The organism is Streptomyces sp. NPDC054849 (assembly GCF_053610945.1).
On sequence record NZ_JBSGZI010000062.1, the window covers coordinates 29,263 to 47,789 of the forward strand.

14 protein-coding genes are annotated in these 18,527 nt (G+C 72.1%); 10 read left to right on the plus strand and 4 right to left on the minus strand.

The features are described 5' to 3' along the window. The first annotated feature begins 13 nt into the window (after positions 1-13). Positions 14-1,426 carry a M1 family metallopeptidase gene (locus tag ACWGIF_RS24370; protein ID WP_453500610.1) on the plus strand — a complete coding sequence of 471 codons (1,413 nt, stop codon included), beginning with the start codon at positions 14-16 and terminating at the stop codon, positions 1,424-1,426. Positions 1,427-1,527: 101 nt separating this feature from the next. Here the strand turns inward: ACWGIF_RS24370 and ACWGIF_RS24375 are convergent, their stop codons facing one another. Beyond that, on the minus strand, positions 1,528-3,459 hold the full coding sequence (locus ACWGIF_RS24375) for a protein kinase domain-containing protein (RefSeq protein WP_453500611.1): 1,932 nt from the start codon (positions 3,457-3,459) through the stop codon (positions 1,528-1,530). Between the two features lie 508 nt (positions 3,460-3,967). Here ACWGIF_RS24375 and ACWGIF_RS24380 point away from each other — a divergent pair. The 6 genes from ACWGIF_RS24380 (at position 3,968) to ACWGIF_RS24405 (ending at position 13,761) form a co-directional block, all read left to right on the plus strand. Then, positions 3,968-6,124 (plus strand): CHAT domain-containing protein, encoded by a 2,157-nt coding sequence (locus ACWGIF_RS24380; protein ID WP_453500612.1) that lies wholly within the window; start codon positions 3,968-3,970, stop codon positions 6,122-6,124. Between the two features lie 11 nt (positions 6,125-6,135). Then, positions 6,136-7,554, plus strand: coding sequence for a lipase/acyltransferase domain-containing protein (locus ACWGIF_RS24385; protein ID WP_453500613.1), 1,419 nt, complete (start codon positions 6,136-6,138; stop codon positions 7,552-7,554). A 343-nt stretch (positions 7,555-7,897) separates the two neighbouring features. Beyond that, on the plus strand, positions 7,898-8,272 hold the full coding sequence (locus tag ACWGIF_RS24390) for a hypothetical protein (RefSeq protein WP_453500614.1): 375 nt from the start codon (positions 7,898-7,900) through the stop codon (positions 8,270-8,272). A 191-nt stretch (positions 8,273-8,463) separates the two neighbouring features. Next, positions 8,464-8,817: an ArsR/SmtB family transcription factor gene (locus ACWGIF_RS24395; protein WP_453500615.1), complete on the plus strand. Its 354-nt coding sequence runs from the start codon at positions 8,464-8,466 to the stop codon at positions 8,815-8,817. Between the two features lie 197 nt (positions 8,818-9,014). Beyond that, positions 9,015-10,892, plus strand: coding sequence for a VanW family protein (locus ACWGIF_RS24400; RefSeq protein ID WP_453500616.1), 1,878 nt, complete (start codon positions 9,015-9,017; stop codon positions 10,890-10,892). A gap of 145 nt (positions 10,893-11,037) precedes the next feature. After that, positions 11,038-13,761, plus strand: a complete 2,724-nt coding sequence (locus ACWGIF_RS24405) for a SpoIIE family protein phosphatase (RefSeq protein ID WP_453500617.1) — start codon at positions 11,038-11,040, stop codon at positions 13,759-13,761. Positions 13,762-13,815: 54 nt separating this feature from the next. On the opposite strand, the gene ACWGIF_RS24410 is transcribed toward ACWGIF_RS24405, so the two are convergent. Next, on the minus strand, positions 13,816-14,736 hold the full coding sequence (locus ACWGIF_RS24410; protein ID WP_453500618.1) for a S41 family peptidase: 921 nt from the start codon (positions 14,734-14,736) through the stop codon (positions 13,816-13,818). A 218-nt stretch (positions 14,737-14,954) separates the two neighbouring features. On the opposite strand from ACWGIF_RS24410, the gene ACWGIF_RS24415 reads away from it, so the two are divergent. From ACWGIF_RS24415 to ACWGIF_RS24425, 3 genes are all read left to right on the plus strand, one after another. Then, on the plus strand, positions 14,955-15,959 hold the full coding sequence (locus ACWGIF_RS24415) for an RNA ligase family protein (protein WP_453500619.1): 1,005 nt from the start codon (positions 14,955-14,957) through the stop codon (positions 15,957-15,959). A 105-nt stretch (positions 15,960-16,064) separates the two neighbouring features. Further along, the gene (locus ACWGIF_RS24420; protein WP_453500620.1) at positions 16,065-16,586 is read left to right on the plus strand and encodes a hypothetical protein; all 522 of its coding nucleotides are present in this window, start codon (positions 16,065-16,067) and stop codon (positions 16,584-16,586) included. A 167-nt stretch (positions 16,587-16,753) separates the two neighbouring features. After that, positions 16,754-16,945 (plus strand): hypothetical protein, encoded by a 192-nt coding sequence (locus tag ACWGIF_RS24425; protein WP_453500621.1) that lies wholly within the window; start codon positions 16,754-16,756, stop codon positions 16,943-16,945. A 34-nt stretch (positions 16,946-16,979) separates the two neighbouring features. On the opposite strand, the gene ACWGIF_RS24430 is transcribed toward ACWGIF_RS24425, so the two are convergent. Beyond that, entirely contained in the window at positions 16,980-17,849 is an 870-nt protein-coding gene (locus ACWGIF_RS24430; protein WP_453500622.1) for a hypothetical protein, read from the minus strand. Between the two features lie 166 nt (positions 17,850-18,015). Continuing rightward, on the minus strand, positions 18,016-18,198 hold the full coding sequence (locus ACWGIF_RS24435) for a hypothetical protein (protein ID WP_453500623.1): 183 nt from the start codon (positions 18,196-18,198) through the stop codon (positions 18,016-18,018). Positions 18,199-18,527: the final 329 nt, after the last annotated feature.

An 18,527-nucleotide genomic window follows, 5' to 3' on the forward strand; every position in this document is an offset into this window, starting at 1 on the left:
GCAGGGAGCGGCAGTGAGCGGCCAGCAGACAGCGGGATCGGACCCGTACTTTCCGGCCAACGGCGACTCCCGCTTCCGTGTACACCGGTACGAGCTCGCTCTGGACTACCGTCCCGCTCCCAACCGGCTCGCCGGGACGGCCCGGCTCAGTGCGATCGCCGGACGGGCACCGCTCACCGAGTTCCACCTCAACCTGGCCGACTTCAAAACAGGCCGCGTCCTGGTGAACGGCCGGGCGCCGCACTACACCCACCGGGGCGGACGGCTCCGCATCCGTCCGGCCAAGCCGCTGCCCGCCGGGGCCGCGTTCACCGTGGAGGTGCACTGGGCGGGCAACCCCAAGCCGGTGCGCAGCCCCTGGGGCGGCCTCGGCTGGGAGGAACTGACCGACGGCGCACTGGTGGCCAGCCAGCCCGTCGGCGCGCCCTCCTGGTACCCGTGCAACGACCGGCCCGCCGACAAGGCCTCGTACCAGATCTCGGTCAACACGCCCTCCCCCTACACGGTCGTCGCGGGCGGCCGGCTGCTCACCCGCACGACGAAGGCCAGCACGACCACCTGGGTCTACGAGCAGCCCGCGCCGACCTCCAGCTACCTGGTCGGCCTGTCCATCGGCATGTACCAGACGGTGCTGCTCGGCGACCCCGGGCTCGGCGACCCCGGCCTCGGGGGCGTCCCGCAGCGCGCCCACGTACCGGCGCACCTGCTGCCGCAGTTCTCCCGCGACTTCGCCCGGCAGCCCGCCATGATGCAGCTGTTCGAGGAACTGTTCGGCCCCTACCCCTTCGGCGAGTACGCCGTGGTCATCGCCGACGAGGAGCTGGACGTCCCGGTGGAGGCCCAGGGCCTCTCCACCTTCGGCGCCAACCACGTGGACGGCGTGCGCGGTTCGGAACGCCTCATCGCGCACGAGCTCGCGCACCAGTGGTTCGGCAACAGCGTGACCATCGCCGACTGGCGGCACATCTGGCTGAACGAGGGCTTCGCGAAGTACGCCGAATGGCTCTGGTCGGAGCACTCGGGCGGCCGCACCGCGCAGCAGCTGGCGGCCGCCGCGCACCGGCTGCTCGCCTCGCAGCCGCAGGACCTGCGACTGGCCGACCCGGGCCGCAAGCTGATGTTCGACGACCGCCTCTACCAGCGCGGTGGACTGGCCGTGCACGCGATCCGCTGTGCCCTGGGCGACGACGCGTTCTTCCGCATGCTGCGGGACTGGGTCGCCGTGCACCGCTTCGGAGTGGTGACCACCGCCGGCTTCACCCACCACGTGGCCCGGTACGCGGCCGACTCACTGGACGACCTGGTGTCGGCCTGGCTCTACGAGACGGCCCTCCCGCCGCTGCCCGCAGCGTCGCCGAGACCGGCGAAGGCCGGGCACCCGCCCACGAAGGGCGGGCCCGCGGGCCGCGGCAGGGCGTCCGGGTAGCGACCCGACCAGCGCTCTCAGGCTCGTCCGCTGGGGAGAGCCGTCCTGGTACCGCCAGAGGGACCGGACGTGGACGACGTGGACGACGTGGACGACGTGGCCTAGCTCCTCGTCCAGCGCTGCGAGCCCTCGCCGCCGCACGTCTTCGTCACCAGGCCGCTGCTCATGCCCAGGTCGAGGCAGCCGCCGCCGAGGTCACTGCGCAGGCTGCCCGAGGCACCGGTACGCCACACCCTGCCGATCTCCTGGGCGCAGGCGCCCACGAAGACGGCCTGGCCGAGCCCGTTGGAGTACAGGCACTGGCCGCTCTGCTGGTTGACGAGTTTGAAGCCGCCGCCCGACGTGCTCCGTACGGTCCAGCGGGCGGTCGCGTCACCGCAGTCGCCGGAGTCCGAGGATCCGAAGACCTGAGTGATGCACTCGCCGTTGTTGCCGTTGCGGTACCGGTAGGTGCCCGACTCGGGTGGCGCCGGAGGTGCCGCCGTGGGGGTCGTGGACGTCCCGCCGCCGGCGGGGCGCGTACTGCCGCTGCCGCCCGCGTTCGCGGGGCCGCCGGAGTTCCCGGATCCGCCCGGGCCCGTCTGAGCTTCGCCGCCGGAGGCCGGGCCGGGGCCGGCACCGGTGCCGCCGACCGCCGTGACCGGGGCGCCGCCGGCCCCTCCCTGCGCCTGTCCCTGCACCTGTCCCTGCTCCGGGCCCGGGGACTGCGGGAGTGACGCCGTACCCGAAGGGGCGCCGCCCGCCGCCGTCGAGGCCGACGGGTCGGCCGGCGCCGTGGCCGCGGCGGACGGGGCGGACTGTGCCCCGGCCTTCGGCGAGAACGTGTACGGCAGGTGCTGGATGGCGAGGGTCGTACCGCTCGCGACCACGACGACGGGCACGACGGCGAGGAAGACGCGGGTACGCCGCCGCCGCTCCGGTCGTTCGAGCCGTTCGAGCCGTTCGAGCCGTTCGAGCCGTTCCGGTCGTTCCGTGCCGTCCGGTCCGGAGGTGGCCTCGGGCGTCGGCTCCGGTCCGGCGGCCTCCGGCTCCTTGCCCGGAGCCTGCGCCGGCTCCGCCCCCGGTTCCGCGTCCGGCTTCCCACCCGTGAGCGGGAGGGTGGGTACGTCGGCCTCCTGCACGTTCGCGGCGAAGGCGGCCCGCTCGGTCAGCCGCTCGGTGATGGCCGCCGGCCACAGGGGCGCGGTGAAGGGGCCGTGCTGCGCGGCACGTTCGAGGAGTTCGGCGGCGGTGGGGCGGCCGTCGGGATCCTTGTCGAGGCAGGCCGCGACGAGATCGGCGAGGTCCGGCTCCAGCTCCCGCAGCGGCTCCAGGCCGGGCTCCTCGTGGACGATCCGGTACAGCACGCCGTGTCCCGACTCGTCGCCGAAGGGCGGTTGGCCGCACGCCGCGTACGCCAGGACCGAGCCCAGCGCGAACACATCGGTGGCGCCGCTCAACCGCCGTGTTCCCGAAGCCTGTTCGGGAGCCATGTAGGCGGGTGTCCCCACGACCATGCCGGTCCGGGTCAGCTGGCTCTGCTCGGCGGCCCGCGCCACACCGAAGTCGATGAGGGTGAGACCGTCGACGGTCAGCATGACGTTGGACGGCTTGAGGTCCCGGTGCACCACGTCCAGCGCGTGCACCGCCGCCAGACCCGACGCCGCCTCCCGCAGCAGCAGCCACAGCGCGTGCGCCGGCAGTGGGCCGCCGTGCAGCCCGATGGCCTCCCGCAGGGTGATCCCGGGGATGTAGGCGGTGGCGAACCACGGGGGCCTCGCCGTGCGGTCGCCGGCGAGCAGCGGAGCGGTGGCGTCCGCGGGCAGTCGGGCGAGGTTGTCCAACTCGTGCCCGAAGCGGCGCAGGAAGTCCTCGTCCTCGCCGACGACGGAGGACAGCAGCTGCTTGACGGCGACGTACCGTCCGTCCCGGACCCCGAGGTACACCCGGCCCATGCCGCCGGCCCCGAGCCGGCCCGCCAGCGGAATCGACCCGATGCGGCGCGGATCCTCCGCCTCGAGCGGCTGAGCCCCGCTCCCCCTCAGCTCTAACACGTCTGCCCCGCTCGAATTAGAATCAGTTTCCAGAAATCTAACCTGATGATCCCGCGACGGCAACGCACCACGGGCGTATGCCGAGTTGCTCCTCCAGGCTGAGTGAAGTTGCCCCGGGTCCCCGCTTGCCGCCACGGCTGCGGTCCCGCAACCCCCGCCAGCAGGGGCGGTGTTGGCGCCGGGCCGGGCCGGTGGGCCCGCTTCAGGTTCGGGTTGCCTGCATTCCGGGGCCACGGCGAAGTCCCGCCGTCGCCACCGTGGAAGCGTGGAAGCATCGCGGCACCTGCCGCCTGCCGCTGCCGCCTGCCGTGGGGGCGTGCGGGCGGAGGGGAACCCCGCTGACGCCACGGCCGGTCCCGCCGGTCCCGCTCGTCCCGGGTGGCCCCGGAGTCTCGGCAGTGGTCGTCCTCCCCATGGCTGACTCCCGAAACAGTGGGATAATCCTGTTGGGGAGACCGGTGAGACGTACCCGGAACGAGAAGCTCGGGCGACTCGAAGGAGGAGCGTGGTGAGCACCCCCGCCGCTCGCATCGCCGACCTGCTGGAGACACCGCCGACGGCCTCCAATCCCGTACAGCGCTCCGCTCCGGCCCCCGATCAGCCACCGCGGACCGATGGTCCAACACTCAACATCTCTGTGGTGTGGGGTGATCTCGCGCAGGTCGCCGCCGATCTGCACGTCACCGGCCACTACCAGTCGGTAGTACCCGCGGCCGCGGAACTCGCACTGGACCGCGCCATCTCCGTCGACCCCCGTCGGCTCATCACGGAGCACACCAAACTCGGCTGGATAGACGGTCAGTTGGGAGAGGTCACGTACTTCCCCTGCAAAGAGGGACCGGTGCGGTCGGCCGCCGTCGTCGGCATGGGCCCGATGGGCACCCTGACGGAACGCCGCGCCGTCCAGATGTACGCCTCGCTCCTGGGTGAAGGGGTCGCCCTCGGCCACGTGGGGACCCTGGCGACCGTGCTCGTCGGTTCGGGCACGGGCAATCTGACCGTGACCCAGGCGGCCCGCGCCCTCGTCAGGGGGTTCGCCGGCGTCCTGGCCCCACTCAGCCCGCCGACGCCACCGCCCCGGCTCACGGACGTGTTCGTCGTCGAGATCGACCGGCTGCGCGCGGAGCAACTGCACCTCGCGCTGACCAACGCCGCCGAAAAGCTGCCGCAGCTGCGGATCTGCCCGGAGCTGCGCGAGGAGAGCGGCGGCCAGCTCTTCGGACCTTCCGCGGCGGTGTACGCCCTGACGGCGCTGACCGGGCTCGCGGGGCGGGCCGGGCCGGCCACCCGCGACGGAATGCCGGGTTGCCCGGATCCGCCGCCGGAGGAGGAGGTCCTGCGCACCGTACTGGCCGGCTTCGACCCGAACATCCAGACAAAGATCCGCGAGCAGCTTCTTCACCTGGCCGAAGTGGAGCGCACCGAGCTGTCCCTGACGGTCCGCAGCCCCGTGGAGGCCCAGGACGGCTCCCTGCCCGTCCGGATGTCCGTCCAGTCGGGCGTCGGCGGCCTGCGCTGGGCGGCACTGACGGGACGGGCCACCGTACCGGAGCGGCTCGTCCCCGTGGACATGGACCTGCTGCGGGAGCTCGTGGACCGGCTGACGGAGCCGACGGTCGAAGACGCACACGAACTTCCCGATCTGCTGTCCCGGTTCGTCGTGCCACCCGACTTCCAGCGGCTGTTCACAGACGACGCCACGGTGCTGCTGGAACTGGACCGCGACACGGCCTCCGTCCCCTGGGAGTTCCTCGCCGAGATCCAGCAGTCCGGCGGCGAGAAGCGCGATCCCCTGGCGATCCGCACCCAGATGTCCCGCCAACTGCGCACTCCGTACTCGCGCGTGATGACCGACGGACTCTCGGATGGACCGCTGCGCGCCCTCGTGATCGGAGACCCGGGAGACCCGGAGAAGGGGTTCCAGCTGCCGGGAGCCCGTCGAGAGGCCCTCGCCGTCGCCACCCAGCTCAAGGACCTGGGCGCCAAGGTCAGCCTCTTCGTCGGGGCGGCGAACTCCACCCGGCAGCCGGGCGTCGACCCCGCGAGGCGGCTGGACGTCCTGCGGGTCCTGCTGTGCGGGGGCAACCACATCGTCCACTACTGCGGCCACAGCGACTTCGACGTCTCCGGTACGGGCCGGCGTACGGGCTGGGTGTTCGCGGACGGCCTGCTGACCGCCCAGGAACTGGCCCTGCTCGAAAGACCGCCCCTGATCGTCGTGGCCAACGCCTGCTACACGGCCCGGCTCGGCGGCGCCCCCGGCCCCGGCGCGCCGGCCGCACCGCCCGGGGTGGCCGACCAGAGCCCGTGGGGGAACCCGCAGGCCGCGCTGGTGCCGAGCCTCGCGGACGAGTTCCTCCGCCTCGGTGTCGGCCACTACATCGGGGCTGCCTGGCGCATCCCCGACGACCAGGGGGTCACCTTCGCCGAACAGTTCTACACGCACCTGTTCACGGGCGGGGCCGGTGAGGCCGCGCCGACGGTGGGCGGCGCCGTGCGCGCGGCGCGCAGGAAGCTCTACGAGGAGCGCGCAGCCGGGCGGCGGCCTCCGGACACGGCGCCGAGCGGGCAGCGGTGGAGTTCCTGGGCCGCCTACCAGCACTACGGGGACGCGGCCGACCCGTTCGACCGGTCCGACCCGTTCGACCGCCCAGGGGGCAGCTAGGAGGTCCGCTCATGGCCAGGATCCCGATGGCCGACGTCGTCGTACTGCTCCCCGGGATCACGGGAAGCGTGCTCACCAGGAGCGGCAAGGACGTGTGGGCGCCCTCGCCCCAGGCTGTACTGGGCGCGCTGACGAGCCTGGGCCGCTCACTGCACTCCCTCGAACTCGGAGCGGACGACTGGCGCCTGGACGACCTCGGCGACGGAGTCGTCGCCGACCGGCTGGTACCCGATCTGCACACCCTGCCCGGCCTGTGGAAGATCGACGGCTACACGGCGATCGAGAAGTTCCTGCTGGCGCAGTTCGACCTGAAGCAAGGCCAGAACTACTTCCCGTTCCCCTACGACTGGCGGCGCGACAACCGGGCCTCAGCCCGCAGACTCGCCGCGCAGAGCCCTGTCTGGCTGCGGAACTGGCGTCAGGTGAGCGGCAACGCCGCGGCCCAACTGGTTCTGATCGGGCACTCGATGGGCGGGCTCGTCGCCCGCTACTACGTGGAGGCGCTGGGCGGCTGGAAGGACACCCGGGCCATCGTGACCTTCGGCACCCCCTACTACGGCTCGATCAACGCCGTCGATTTCCTGTGCAACGGCTTCCACAAGCGGATCGGCCCCTTCGAGCAGGACCTGACCCGCCTCCTGCGCTCCCTCACCGCCCTCCACCAGCTCGTGCCCGTCTACAAGTGCGTGTACGGGACGGACGGCGCGGCAGCCGTCCCGGCGAAGGCGGCACTGCCGGGCTGGCAACCGTCGTGGAGCAGCCACCTCACCGACTTCTTCGACGAGATGGAGCAGGCGGCCGCCACCAACCGGCTGGACCCCGCCTGGGAGTCCAACCAGGTGGTCTACCACCCCATCGTCGGCATGGACCAGCCCACCCGGCAGTCGGCGCGGATCGTCGACCACAAGGTCGAGTCCCTGCTGACCCGCGCGGACCTGGACGAGGGGGGCGACGGAACGGTGCCCAAGCTCTCCGCTGCACTCTCCGGCACCGAGGACGCCCGCACCTTCGTCCCGCAGCGGCACGCCGGCCTGCAGAACCAGGACGCGATGCTGGCCCACCTGAAGGGCATCCTCCAGTCCCTGCACGACATACGCATCGACGACCTGCGCGCCGCGGTGACCTCCTGGTTCAGCTACCTCGGCGACGACCTCTACCTCTTCGACGAGCCGGTCGTCTGCGAGATCGGAGCCAACAGCGCGCTCAGCGAGAGCGAACTGCCGGAGGTCCGGGCCCGCCTCTCCGTGACCGACCGGACCACCGGCCGGCCGGTGGTCGACCGCGCCGTCACTGTGCCGCGAGAGCGGCAGCGTTTCGAGATCGGCGTCCTGCCCCCCGGCACGTACGACCTGCTGATCAGCGCCAGCGCGGACACCGCGCCGCTGTCGGACGTCTTCGTCGTCGCCGGCCCGGAGGCGACCGACGGCTGAACCTGCGCCACCTTCGTTCGACGGCTTCCGGCCAAACCCGACCGCCCTTCCGGGACGCCGCTGCACGCGGGCGCGGCCTCGGGCAGGCCGCCATGTCGCCGCCGGGACACAGGGCCGGCACAAGCTGACACAGGGCCGGGGCAGGGCAGGGGCAGGGCCGGGTCCGGCCGGGGCAGAGCCGGCTCCGAGCGGGGCATCGTACCGAGACCCCCACGGCTCGTGGCCGATATGAATGTTTCCCCTCATACCGCTCGCCGCTGTGAGTAGCGTCGCCGTGACAGGACGGTCGGGCCGCGCACATGCGGTGACGACGAGCCGAGTGATGAGGTAGGAGCAGGAGCCGATGGCAAATGTGGAAACGTCCCTCAAGGAGACCATGGCCTCGATCGAGGGGAGTGTCGCTGCAGCGCTGGTCGACTACACCAGCGGCATGGCACTGGGAACGATTGGAGGCGGCAAGGACTTCGACGTGAACGTCGCCGCCGCCGGCAACACCGACGTCATCAGGGCCAAGGTGCGCACCATGGAACTCCTCGGGCTGAAGGACGACATCGAGGACGTGCTGATCACGCTCGGAGGCCAGTACCACCTGATCCGCCTCATCAGGGGACGGGGCACCGACGGACTCTTCCTCTACCTCGTCCTGGACAAGCGCAACGCGAACCTGGCCATGGCCCGCCACCAGCTCAAGCGCATCGAGGCCGAACTCCAACTGTGACGCCTGACGGCCCCTGGACTCCGTGCGCCCATGACTTGAAGAATTCTTCAAGTCGCCACATCCGAATCTGCTCAAGGGAGCGGTGCACGGGTCCGGGAGTTGTCATGATCCGGAACCAGACCGGCGGGGCTCGGCGGCCTTCGGCCGGACGGCCGGCCATGACCGTACACATTCGGCAGGAGCGTTCTACGATGCAGGTACCCCTGTACCAGGCAAAGGCGGAGTTCTTCCGCATGCTCGGACATCCGGTGCGCATTCGCGTCCTCGAACTCCTCCAGAACGGGCCCGTCTCCGTGCGCGGTCTGCTCAACGAGATCGACGTCGAGCCCTCGAACCTCTCCCAGCAACTGGCCGTACTGCGCCGCTCGGGCATCGTCGTCTCCATACGCGAGGGGTCGACGGTGAGTTACGCCCTCGCCGGCGGAGACGTGGCAGAGCTCCTCCGTGCCGCCCGCCGCATCCTGACCGAGCTGCTCGCCGGACAGAGCGACCTGCTGGCCGAGCTGCGAGCGGTGGAGGGTGAAGGGGTCGCCGCGCACGACTGAGGCCCCGCCGATCGGCCCCCGCGCGTCACGCCTTGGTTTCGGATCAGGCTGCGCCGGCCCCCGCCCAGAGCGTGAGAACTATTACATTCGCCCCCTTTTCGACGATTTACGAGCCATCATCGTTTCTCGGAATTGTCGTATATGGGCTGCAATCGCAGTCCGCGCCACCCTCGACCGGTCGGCGCCACGGGAGTGACATGGGACGCGTGCGCAGCTGGACCTGGACCCGCAACCAGCGGATCGCCCTGCCGATGGCGGGCGGAGCCGTCGTACTCGGGCTGGGCGGCCTGTACGTCACCGGCCTCGCGTTCGGCAGCGACATCGACCAGGGCACGCGGGTCCTCGGGGTGGACATCGGTGGAATGAGCCGGGCCGAGGCACGCCAGGCGCTCGCACGAGAGCTCGGGCCCACCGCCGCGGCGCCGGTCGCGATGAAGATCGGCGACCACGTCGAGAAGGCCGATCCCGCCGCCCTGGGGCTCTCACTCGACACCGCCGCCACCGTCGACCGCGCCGTACGGACGGGATACGGACCGACCACCGTCATCGGCGGCCTCTTCGCCGACCGTGACCGGGCCATCGAGCCCGTGATCCGGCTGGACGAGCAGACCGGCCGGGCCGCGGTCGACCGCCTGGCCGAGACCACCAGGCAGCAGGCCCGCGACGGGGTGATCGCGTTCGAGCAGGGCACGGCGAAGGCCGTCACCGCGCAGCCCGGCGTCGCCCTGGTCGAGGACAAGGCCCTCGACACCCTCCGCGACGCCTACCTGCAGCCTGCCACCGGCCCCGTCGTGCTGCCGGTCGAGCGCACCCGGCCACGCATAGGAGCCGAGGAGACCGGACGGGCCATGCGGCAGTTCGCGACGCCGGCGATGTCGGCGCCCGTCACGCTGACCGTCGCCGGCAAACGCATGTCCATCAGCCCCACCGTCCTCGGCGAGCACCTGAAGATGCAGCCCGACGACCAGGGCCGTCTCGTACCGGCGCTCGACTCCAAGGGCCTGCTCGCCGACCCGGCCGTCGCCCGCCCGATCGCGGAAGTCACCCAGCCTCCCCGCGACGCCGTGCCCCGCCTCGACGCGGATGGACGCGTGATGCTGGGCGCGGAGAGCCGAGCCGGCCGATCGGTCACGGAGTCTGCGCTCGGACGGGCCGTCCTGCCCCTGCTGACCCGCTCGGGCCCGGCGCGCACCGGCGAGCTCGCCACCGCGGCGGTCCGGCCGGACCTCACGAGCGAAGACACGCGGCGCCTCGGCATCAAGGAGAAGGTCTCCTCCTTCACCGTCGAGTTCCCGGCCGCTCCGTACCGCATCACCAACATCGGCCGTGCCGTGGAGCTCATCAACGGCTCCGTCGTCCAGCCGGGGGAGGAGTGGAGCTTCAACCGCACGGTCGGCGAGCGCACCCCCGAAAACGGCTTCGTCGACGGCCTCATGATCAAGGACGGGCAGTACGTGAAGTCGCCCGGCGGCGGTGTCTCCGCGGTCGCCACCGCCATGTACAACGCCGCGTTCTTCGCAGGCGTCAAGCCCGTCGAGTACGGCGCCCACTCGTTCTACATCGAGCGCTACCCCGAGGGCCGCGAAGCCACCGTCGCCTGGGGCACCCTCGACCTGCGCTGGATCAACGACTCCGGGCACCCCTTGTACATCCAGGCGGAATCCACCGACACGTCGCTGACCATCACCCTCCTGGGCACGAAGAAGTACGACGAGATACGTGCGACCAAGGGGCCGCGCACCAACGTCACGCCGCCCGCCAAGCGGACTGGCAGCGGACCGACCTGCGAGGTCCAGACCCCGCTCGAGGGCTTCGACGTCACCGTCGGCCGTGTCTTCGTCCAAGGCGGTAAGGAGGTCAAGCGCGAGGACTTCAAGACCCACTACACCCCGCGCGACGAGGTCACCTGCACGCCGGAGACGGAAACGGATTCGGACACGGCGACCGGGCCGGAGAAGAGCCCGGAAACCTCCGGAGCCCCCCAGCCCCCGGCGGCCCCGCCCGCTTCGCCCGCGCCCGCAGCCGCGAACACCGCCTCCGCCTCCGAGGCACCGCGCGACCGCCGGTCGAGCTGACGGCAGACCGAGGGCGGACCGAGGGCGGAAAGACGCGCCGACCGGGCCCGCGAGTCAGGACGGCGTGTGACTTTCCGGAGGCACGCCGTGCACGCCGGGAGCCATGGGCGCCCGGAAGTGCTACAACTGGGTTCGTGACCATTCCATGCCACCCGTGCCGGGCACGTCGGTGCGGTCACTCCTAGGCAGCCGGATCAGGAGCGTCGCCGGACAGGTATTCGTCCTCCAGGTGGCGATCGTGGTGTTGCTCGCGGCCGGCGCCCTGCTGGCCCTGGTGCTCCAGTCGAGGCACGACACCGACCGCGAGGCACGCAACCGCTCGGTGTCCGTCGCCGAGACCTTCGCGCACTCCCTGGGCCTGGAGGACGCCCTGAAGACCTCCGACCCCTCCGCCGTCCTGCAGCCCCTCACGGAGGAGACCCGCAAGGCCGCCGGGGTGGACTTCATCGTGGTGATGGACACCAACGGCATCCGCTACACCCATCCCCAGCCGGACCGGATCGGGAAACAGTTCGTCGGCACGATCGAGCCCTCCCTCGCCGGACGCGTGCACACCGAGAGTGTGGAGGGCCCGCTCGGCAAGGAGATCCAGGCGGTGGTGCCGGTCAGGGGCCCCGACGGTGAGGTGGTCGCGCTGGTGTCGGCCGGCCTGACGGTGGCGAACGTCACCAGCGTCGTCGAGCGCCAGCTCCCCGTCATCCTCCTGGCCACCGCCACCGGCCTGGCCCTGGCGACCGCGGGGTCCGCCCTGATCAGCCGGCGCCTGCGCCGCCAGACCCACGGTCTCGGCACGCAGGAGATGACCCGGATGTACGAGCACCACGACGCGGTGCTCCACGCCGTGCGCGAAGGCGTGCTGATCACCGATGGTGACGGGCGGCTGCTGCTGGCGAACGACGAGGCCAAGCGCCTGCTCAGCCTCCCCGAGGACGCCGAGGGACGCCACATCTCGGATGTACCGGGTCTGGACGGGCGGATGGCGGACCTGCTGCTCTCCGGCCGCGAGGCCACCGACGAGGTCCTCGAGGCCGGAGACCGGCTGCTCGTCGTCAACCAGCGTCCCACCCACCCCCGTGGCCGGCCCGAGGGCACCGCGGTCACCATCCGCGATTCCACCGAGATGCAGGTCCTGACCAGCCGGGCGGAGACGGCCCGCAGACGCCTCAAGCTGCTCTACGACGCCGGCGGCGACGTCGGCACCTCCCTCGACGTCGTACGGACGGCCGAGGAGCTCGCCGCCGTCGCCGTCCCCCGGTTCGCGGACTTCGTCACGGTCGACCTGGCGGACCAGGTGCTCGACGGCGACGAACCCGCACCGGGCGCCGACATGCGCCGCACGGCGATCAGCGGCATCCGGTCCGACCACCCCCTCTACCCCGTCGGCCGGCTGATCGACTTCCTGCCGTCCACCCCCCAGGCACGCGGATACGGCACCGGCCGGGCGGAGCTGGTGCCCAATCTGGCGGAGGCGCCGGGCTGGCAGGCCCAGGACCCGCCGCGCGCCCAGGCCATCGTCGACTACGGGATCCACTCGCTCATCGCGGCCCCTCTGATGGCCCGGGGCGTCGTGCTCGGAGTGGTGAACTTCTGGCGGTCGCAGAAGCAGGAGCCCTTCGACGAGGACGAGCTGTCGCTGGCCGAGGAACTCGTCGCCCGCGCCGCGGTCAGCATGGACAACGCCCGCCGCTACACCCGTGAACACGCCCTCGCCGTGACCCTGCAGCGCAGCCTGCTGCCGCGCGCCCTGCCCGAGCAGAGCGCCATGGACGTGGCGCACTTCTACCTGCCCGCGCAGTCCGGGGTGGGAGGGGACTGGTTCGACGTCATCCCGCTGCCGGGCAGCCGCGTCGCGCTGGTCGTCGGAGACGTCGTCGGGCACGGCCTGCACGCCGCGGCCACCATGGGCCGGCTGCGTACGGCGGTGCACAACTTCTCCTCCCTCGACCTGCCGCCCGACGAGATCCTGGCCCGCCTGGACGATCTCGTCCAGCGCATCGACCACGACCACGACGGCAACGGAGACGACGGTAACGGCGGAGTGCTGGGCGCGACCTGCCTGTACGCCATCTACGACCCGGTGGCCCAGAGCTGCACGATGGCGCGGGCGGGCCACCTGCCGCCTCTGGTGGTCGCCCCGGACGGCACGACGGAGATCGTGGAGCTGCCGGCCGGACCCCCGCTGGGGCTGGGAGGCATGCCATTCGAAACCGCGGAGCTGGACCTGGCGGAAGGCAGCCAGCTCGTCCTCTACACGGACGGACTCGTCGAGGAGCGGACCCGGGACATCAGCGAGGGGCTGGAACTGCTGCGCGCGGCACTGAGCCACCCCGACCGGGACCCGCACGACAGCTGCCGGGCCGTGCTCGACATGCTGCTGCCGGCCCGGCCGACCGACGACGTGGCCCTGCTCATCGCACGGACGCGGACCCTCGGCCCGGACCGGGTCGTGCAGTGGGACGTCCCGTTCGAACCGAGCGCCGTCGGCGCGATGCGGAGCGTCGCGGCGAAGAAGCTCGACGAGTGGGGCCTGACGGATCTCGGCTTCGCCACGGAACTGATCCTCAGCGAGCTCATCACCAACGCCCTGCGGCACGGCAGCGAGCCGGTGCGGGTACGGCTGCTCCGCGACCACAACCTGACCTGCGAGGTGTGGGACGGCAGCAGTACCGCCCCCCACCTGCGCTACGCCGCCACCACGGACGAGGGAGGGCGCGGCCTGTTCCTGGTCGCGCAGCTCAGCGAGCACTGGGGCACCCGGTACACGCCCGAGGGCAAGGTCATCTGGGCGGAGCTGGCCCTTCCCGGTTCTCCGGGGGGCGACGCGGAGCCCCCCGCCCTCGCGGCCTTCCTGGACGTGGATCCCCTCTGACGAGACGAGGGCCGGTCCCACGCCCCCCGGCCCGGCGGCCGCCGAGGAGCGGCCTCAGCGCGCCGGAGCGGCGATGCGGGGCTGCGCCTCCACACGCCGCAGTGCGGCCTTGAGCGCCACGTCGAGCGCCTGGTCCGCCGGGGCCTGAACATCGGGGACGACTCCCACGCCCTCCCAGTTGCCACCGGTGACGGCGTTGACCGCCCGGGCCGTGGGCACGGTCACGAGGACGTGCTCGGCGACGGCGTGGCGGGCGGTCGGATGGGCGCCGCCCCGCGTCGTCCCGCCCACGAGAACGGCCCGGCCGTGCGCCTGCAAGGTGTACGCCACGTCCTCACCCCCGGAGAACGTGACCTCGCTGGTGAGCACGTAGACCGGGCGGTCGGTGTAGCGCGGCCCCGGAAGGTGTGCGCTCGTCCAGTACTGACGGGTCGTGTCCGTGGTCCGGTCGTAGATGTCGTTCAGGTGCACCTGGTCGTCGGGGAAGAAGTAGCTGCACCACATCGCGGCGCCCTCCGGCGACCCGCCGAGGCAGGCACGCAGGTCGAGCACGAGGGCCGCGCTGTGCGCGACCAGCTGCATCGCCGCACCGATGACGCTCGCGCCCTCTTCGGCGGTCGCGATGCGGCTGATCTCGACGAGCCCGATGTTCCCCTCCAGACGCTCGACGCGCCGGACCCCCTGGTTCTCCGCCCTCAGCAACGCGAGGAAGGCGGCTTGACCCCCGTCCTCGTCCGCCGGGTCCAGCGACTGCGCCTCGTCCGTCCAGAGCAGGCGCAGATGCTTGTCCGGGCACGCCTCCTGGAGGTGCGCCGTCACCGTCTCGCAGAGTTCCGGCCCGTCCAGGCCCTCGTACGCGCCGGCCGCGAGACGGCTGCGGATCGCGGCGTCGACGACGGCCGCCTTCTCGGGGAAGACGTACCCTGCAACGATCCGGTCCAGGGCCTGTTCGATGACATGTTCATTGGTAGGCATGGGGGGTCATGCTAGGCGGCCAACCGGCCACGGCACGACGGGTTTTCCCAGAGGCGCGGGGGAGCAGCCGGCTCCGGTCCCCCGTCGGGTCTGAGGGGCGGCCCGACCCGATGCCGCAGTCCGTCCGGAGCGGCCCCTGCGGACCCCGGGCGGAGCGTCTCCGGTCCCGCCGCGGAAATCCGCTGCTCCGCAGGCGGTGCGCTCGCTACCATCGCCCGGTGCCTGCCGAAACCCGCCCCTGGTCCCCGTACCCGAAGATCCCCGCGAACAGCCGGCTGGGAGAGGCCCGCGGGCGCAGCTGGGTCGCCCACGAGAAGATCCACGGCGCCAACTTCGCCGTGGTCTGCGATGAAACCGGCGCGCACCCCGCCAAGCGGCGCGAACTCCTCGAAGACGACGGACTGGACGACTTCTTCGGCGTCGGCCGCATCTGGCCCGCCCTCGCGGTCGCGGCGACCCGCTGCGCACACACGCTGCGCGAGCACTGCGGGGCCCCGCCCTCGGCGGTCGTCACCGTCTACGGCGAACTCGCGGGCGGCCGCTACCCCCACCCCGACGTACCGTCGACGCCGGGCGCGGAGCCCGTGCAGACCGGCGTCTGGTACGCCCCCGACCTTCTCTGGCTTCCCTTCGACGCGACCGTCGCCGAGGACGACGGCCTGTGCTGGGTCTCCGACCGGACGCTCCGCGCCGCCGCGGACGCGGCCGGGCTGCTCTGCGTCCCGCTGCTGGCCGAAGGCCCGGTCGCCCGGCTGCAGGAACTGCCGGTCGCCTTTCCCACCCGGCTCCCCGGTCTGCTGGGCCTGCCCACGCTGGCGGACAACCTCGCCGAGGGCCTCGTCGTCAAACCGGCCGGGGAGCACCGGGAGCCCGGGAGGCGGCCCGTGGCCAAGTTCAAGCAGCCCGCCTTCGCCGAGGACGAGCGGTTCGACGGCTCGCGTCCCTACCAGGCACCCGCCGAAGGCGCGGCCGGCGTCCCCGGCTGGCTGCTCGCCCACGGTACCGGCCTGCTCACCCCGGCCAGGGCCGCGTCGGCCGTGAGCAAGCTGGGACCCCGCACCCCGCCGGGGGACCTGGCCGCGGAGATCGCGCGGGACGCCGCCGAGGAGGTGGCGGAGGCCCTGGGCGGCCTGGACGCGGACATGCACCGGGCGCTGGAGCGTTCGCTGCACGCCGGCGCGCTGTCCCTGGTCCGCTTCGACGCGGCCGACCGCCGCGCGTGACGCGCACGACGGGGGACGCTCGACCGCATCCGGAGTGAGGCGTGTCATGGTGCCCGATCCGGGGCGAGGGCTCCCGGCGACGGTGGCGCTGTGCATACTGCTGGAATGACGTCCCAGCCCGCCGCGCGCATCCACCTCATGATCACGTTCGTCCTGGTGACGTGCGGTGCAGTCGCGGGAGCCTGCCTCGGCCTGCTGCTGTCCGGCCGGCTGATGGCACTGGTCTTCGCGGCCGTGGCCGGTCTGGGCGCGGGGATCGGCTCGTTCTCCTCCCGTCGCCAGGTCCTCGCCCTCTTCCAGCCCGGGCGGGTCACCGCTACGGCCGACCGGGACGCCGTTCCGGCCGACGGCTACGCCGAGGGACTGGCCGACGCGGCCCTCGTCTGCATCGCGACGTACCAGGCGGCCGTCTTTCCCCTCACCCCCGACGGGGTCGCCGAAGCCGAGCGTGAGGCCCGCCGCACGATGGCCTACCGGATCTCCGCCTACGAGGGCCTGCCGCACGAGGTACGGGCTTCGGCGGCCGCCGCCCTTGAAGCCATCGACCAGGGCCTCGACGCCAAGCGGGCGGAGACCGCGATGAAGGCGCTCTGCCTCACCGTTTACGACAACCGTGGGGGCCGGTGACCCCGCCGGAGCCCTCTGCCCATCGGCAGGACAAATGATTGTGTGATCGGCTGGTCGGCAACGGTTCGGCCTCGGTCTGGCCGCAGGCAGTGGCCTGATGTCGATCATGGCGTTGTCCGGTTATGGAAACTGACGGGACACTGTTCGCTCGGGCGCCGCTCGATGGTGTGGTCTGGCTCGATGCACTGGTACACGATCCGGCATGCACCGCGTGTCCGCGTCTGCGGGGGCTCGAAGCCGAGTCCGAGCAGGCCGGCACCGGTTCGATGTCGGTGCTGTCGGGGAGGGCCCGGGACCTGATGGTGGCCGCATCCGCGGTCACGGTCGTCTCGGCGGTACTGACGGTCGTGGCGCACTGACGGACCGGCTCCTGCACCCGGGTGCGGGCCACGGTCATCGGCCCGGGTGGAGGGCGAGGGTCCAGGAGTGCACCATGTGCTTCTCGGGGCGGTCGGGGTGCTGCTCGGCGAGGGTGACCGAGAGCTTGTCGCCGCTGCGGCGCAGGACCCCGTCGTAGCGCCAGGCGTGGGCGGGGTCGACGGGAAGCAGCTCGGCGAGGACGGTGTCCTCCAGCCCGCGGCCCACGGCGCGCAGCACTCCGGCGTCGAGGATCAGGATGGTGCCGTCCGCCAGGACGAGCGGGCGCGGCACCTGCGGGTCGGTGAGCAACGGCCCGCGTTCGACGACACCGCCGGGCAGCAGCCTCACCACCCGGCTGCTGCCGGGGAGGTTGCGGCCGGTCTCGACGACGCGGAGCCCGGTACCGACGACGTAGTGGCCGTAGCTGCGCCAGGAGTCGGCCAGGATGCCGTCGCGGTCGTACTCCCAGGTGTCGAAGACGTCGTAGCCCTCCAGACCGAGTACGAACCGGCCGCCGCGCAGGGCCGCGCCGCGTTCTCCGCGCAGCTCGGCGATCTGCGTGCCGTCGGCCAGGTCGAGCAGCAGGGCCGGGCCGAGGTGGCCCCAGGCGGTGTACGTGAGGGAGTCGGTGGTGACCAGGACCCGCCCGCCGGAGATGTGGGCGGCGTTGGGCCGGCCGGAACAGGGAAAGGTCCACAGCGTGCGGCCCGAGGCGCCGGTGCAGCTGACCTTCCCCTCGCTGCCGTGAATCTGCAGGTCCTCGCGCCGGGCGAGCGGCTGACCCTGGGGAGGGGACCGGTCGTACGGAGGCGGACCGGCCTTGTGCTCGTGCGTCAGCACCGTCACGCGCCAGGCGCCGGTGGCTGCTCCGTCGGCAGGGCCGTTTCGTTCGGGTCTCACCATGGCCCCAGATGCTAGGGGGTGCTCGCTCGCACCGGACGGCGCTGTGCCTGGTGGTCGCGAGACAGGGGCCAGGCGAAACCGAGCCGGCCGAGGTCGGTCGCCGGCACGCCGGAACCTGGCCGTGATCCGCCGAACGCAGTGCGCGGACCCAGGCCGTGGTCCGCGTTCACGCCAGGCGCGACGCGAGGCGGGAGCGCATCTCGCCCGCGGCCCTGCGGACTTCCTCGGACCGCGCCTCGTCGTCGAGGACACCGAGCAGGACCATCAGCGCCCGGGCCTCGTCCCCGCTGATCAACTTCAAGCGCGGCTCCGTCACACCGTCGAGCAGCACATCCAGCAAGTCGTCCATACAGGGAACAACGCCGGGCCGCCCGGCGCGTCACACCGCCGGCGAAGCCCCTCCTCTCGTCGGCGGTGTGACGCGTTCCGTGGCGGCGGGGTGCAAGGAACGCGATGCCGTGCCGACCTGGGCACTGAGGAAGCTCGTGCGATGCGCCGACCAGGCACCGGAGGCTGCCCCCCAGGCCTGAGAATGAGCTGGACAGCGTAGGCCGGGCCCATCCCGGCCTGACGGACGACGAGGGGAATCTCAATGACCGTGTCAAGCCGCCGCCGGGGTCGGCGGGGTGGAGGTGAACAGCCTCTTGTCGCGGAGCATGGCCCACAGGACATCGACTC

Excerpts from the sequence above, each read along its gene's own strand:
- ACWGIF_RS24405 (WP_453500617.1), top strand. The coding sequence starts at position 11,038 with ATGCCACCCGTGCCGGGCACGTCGGTGCGGTCACTCCTAGGCAGCCGG.
- ACWGIF_RS24435 (WP_453500623.1), bottom strand. The coding sequence starts at position 18,198 with ATGGACGACTTGCTGGATGTGCTGCTCGACGGTGTGACGGAGCCGCGC.
- ACWGIF_RS24390 (WP_453500614.1), top strand. The coding sequence starts at position 7,898 with ATGGCAAATGTGGAAACGTCCCTCAAGGAGACCATGGCCTCGATCGAG.
- ACWGIF_RS24395 (WP_453500615.1), top strand. The coding sequence starts at position 8,464 with ATGCAGGTACCCCTGTACCAGGCAAAGGCGGAGTTCTTCCGCATGCTC.
- ACWGIF_RS24385 (WP_453500613.1), top strand. The coding sequence starts at position 6,136 with ATGGCCAGGATCCCGATGGCCGACGTCGTCGTACTGCTCCCCGGGATC.
- ACWGIF_RS24410 (WP_453500618.1), bottom strand. The coding sequence starts at position 14,736 with ATGCCTACCAATGAACATGTCATCGAACAGGCCCTGGACCGGATCGTT.
- ACWGIF_RS24400 (WP_453500616.1), top strand. The coding sequence starts at position 9,015 with ATGGGACGCGTGCGCAGCTGGACCTGGACCCGCAACCAGCGGATCGCC.
- ACWGIF_RS24420 (WP_453500620.1), top strand. The coding sequence starts at position 16,065 with ATGACGTCCCAGCCCGCCGCGCGCATCCACCTCATGATCACGTTCGTC.
- ACWGIF_RS24430 (WP_453500622.1), bottom strand. The coding sequence starts at position 17,849 with ATGGTGAGACCCGAACGAAACGGCCCTGCCGACGGAGCAGCCACCGGC.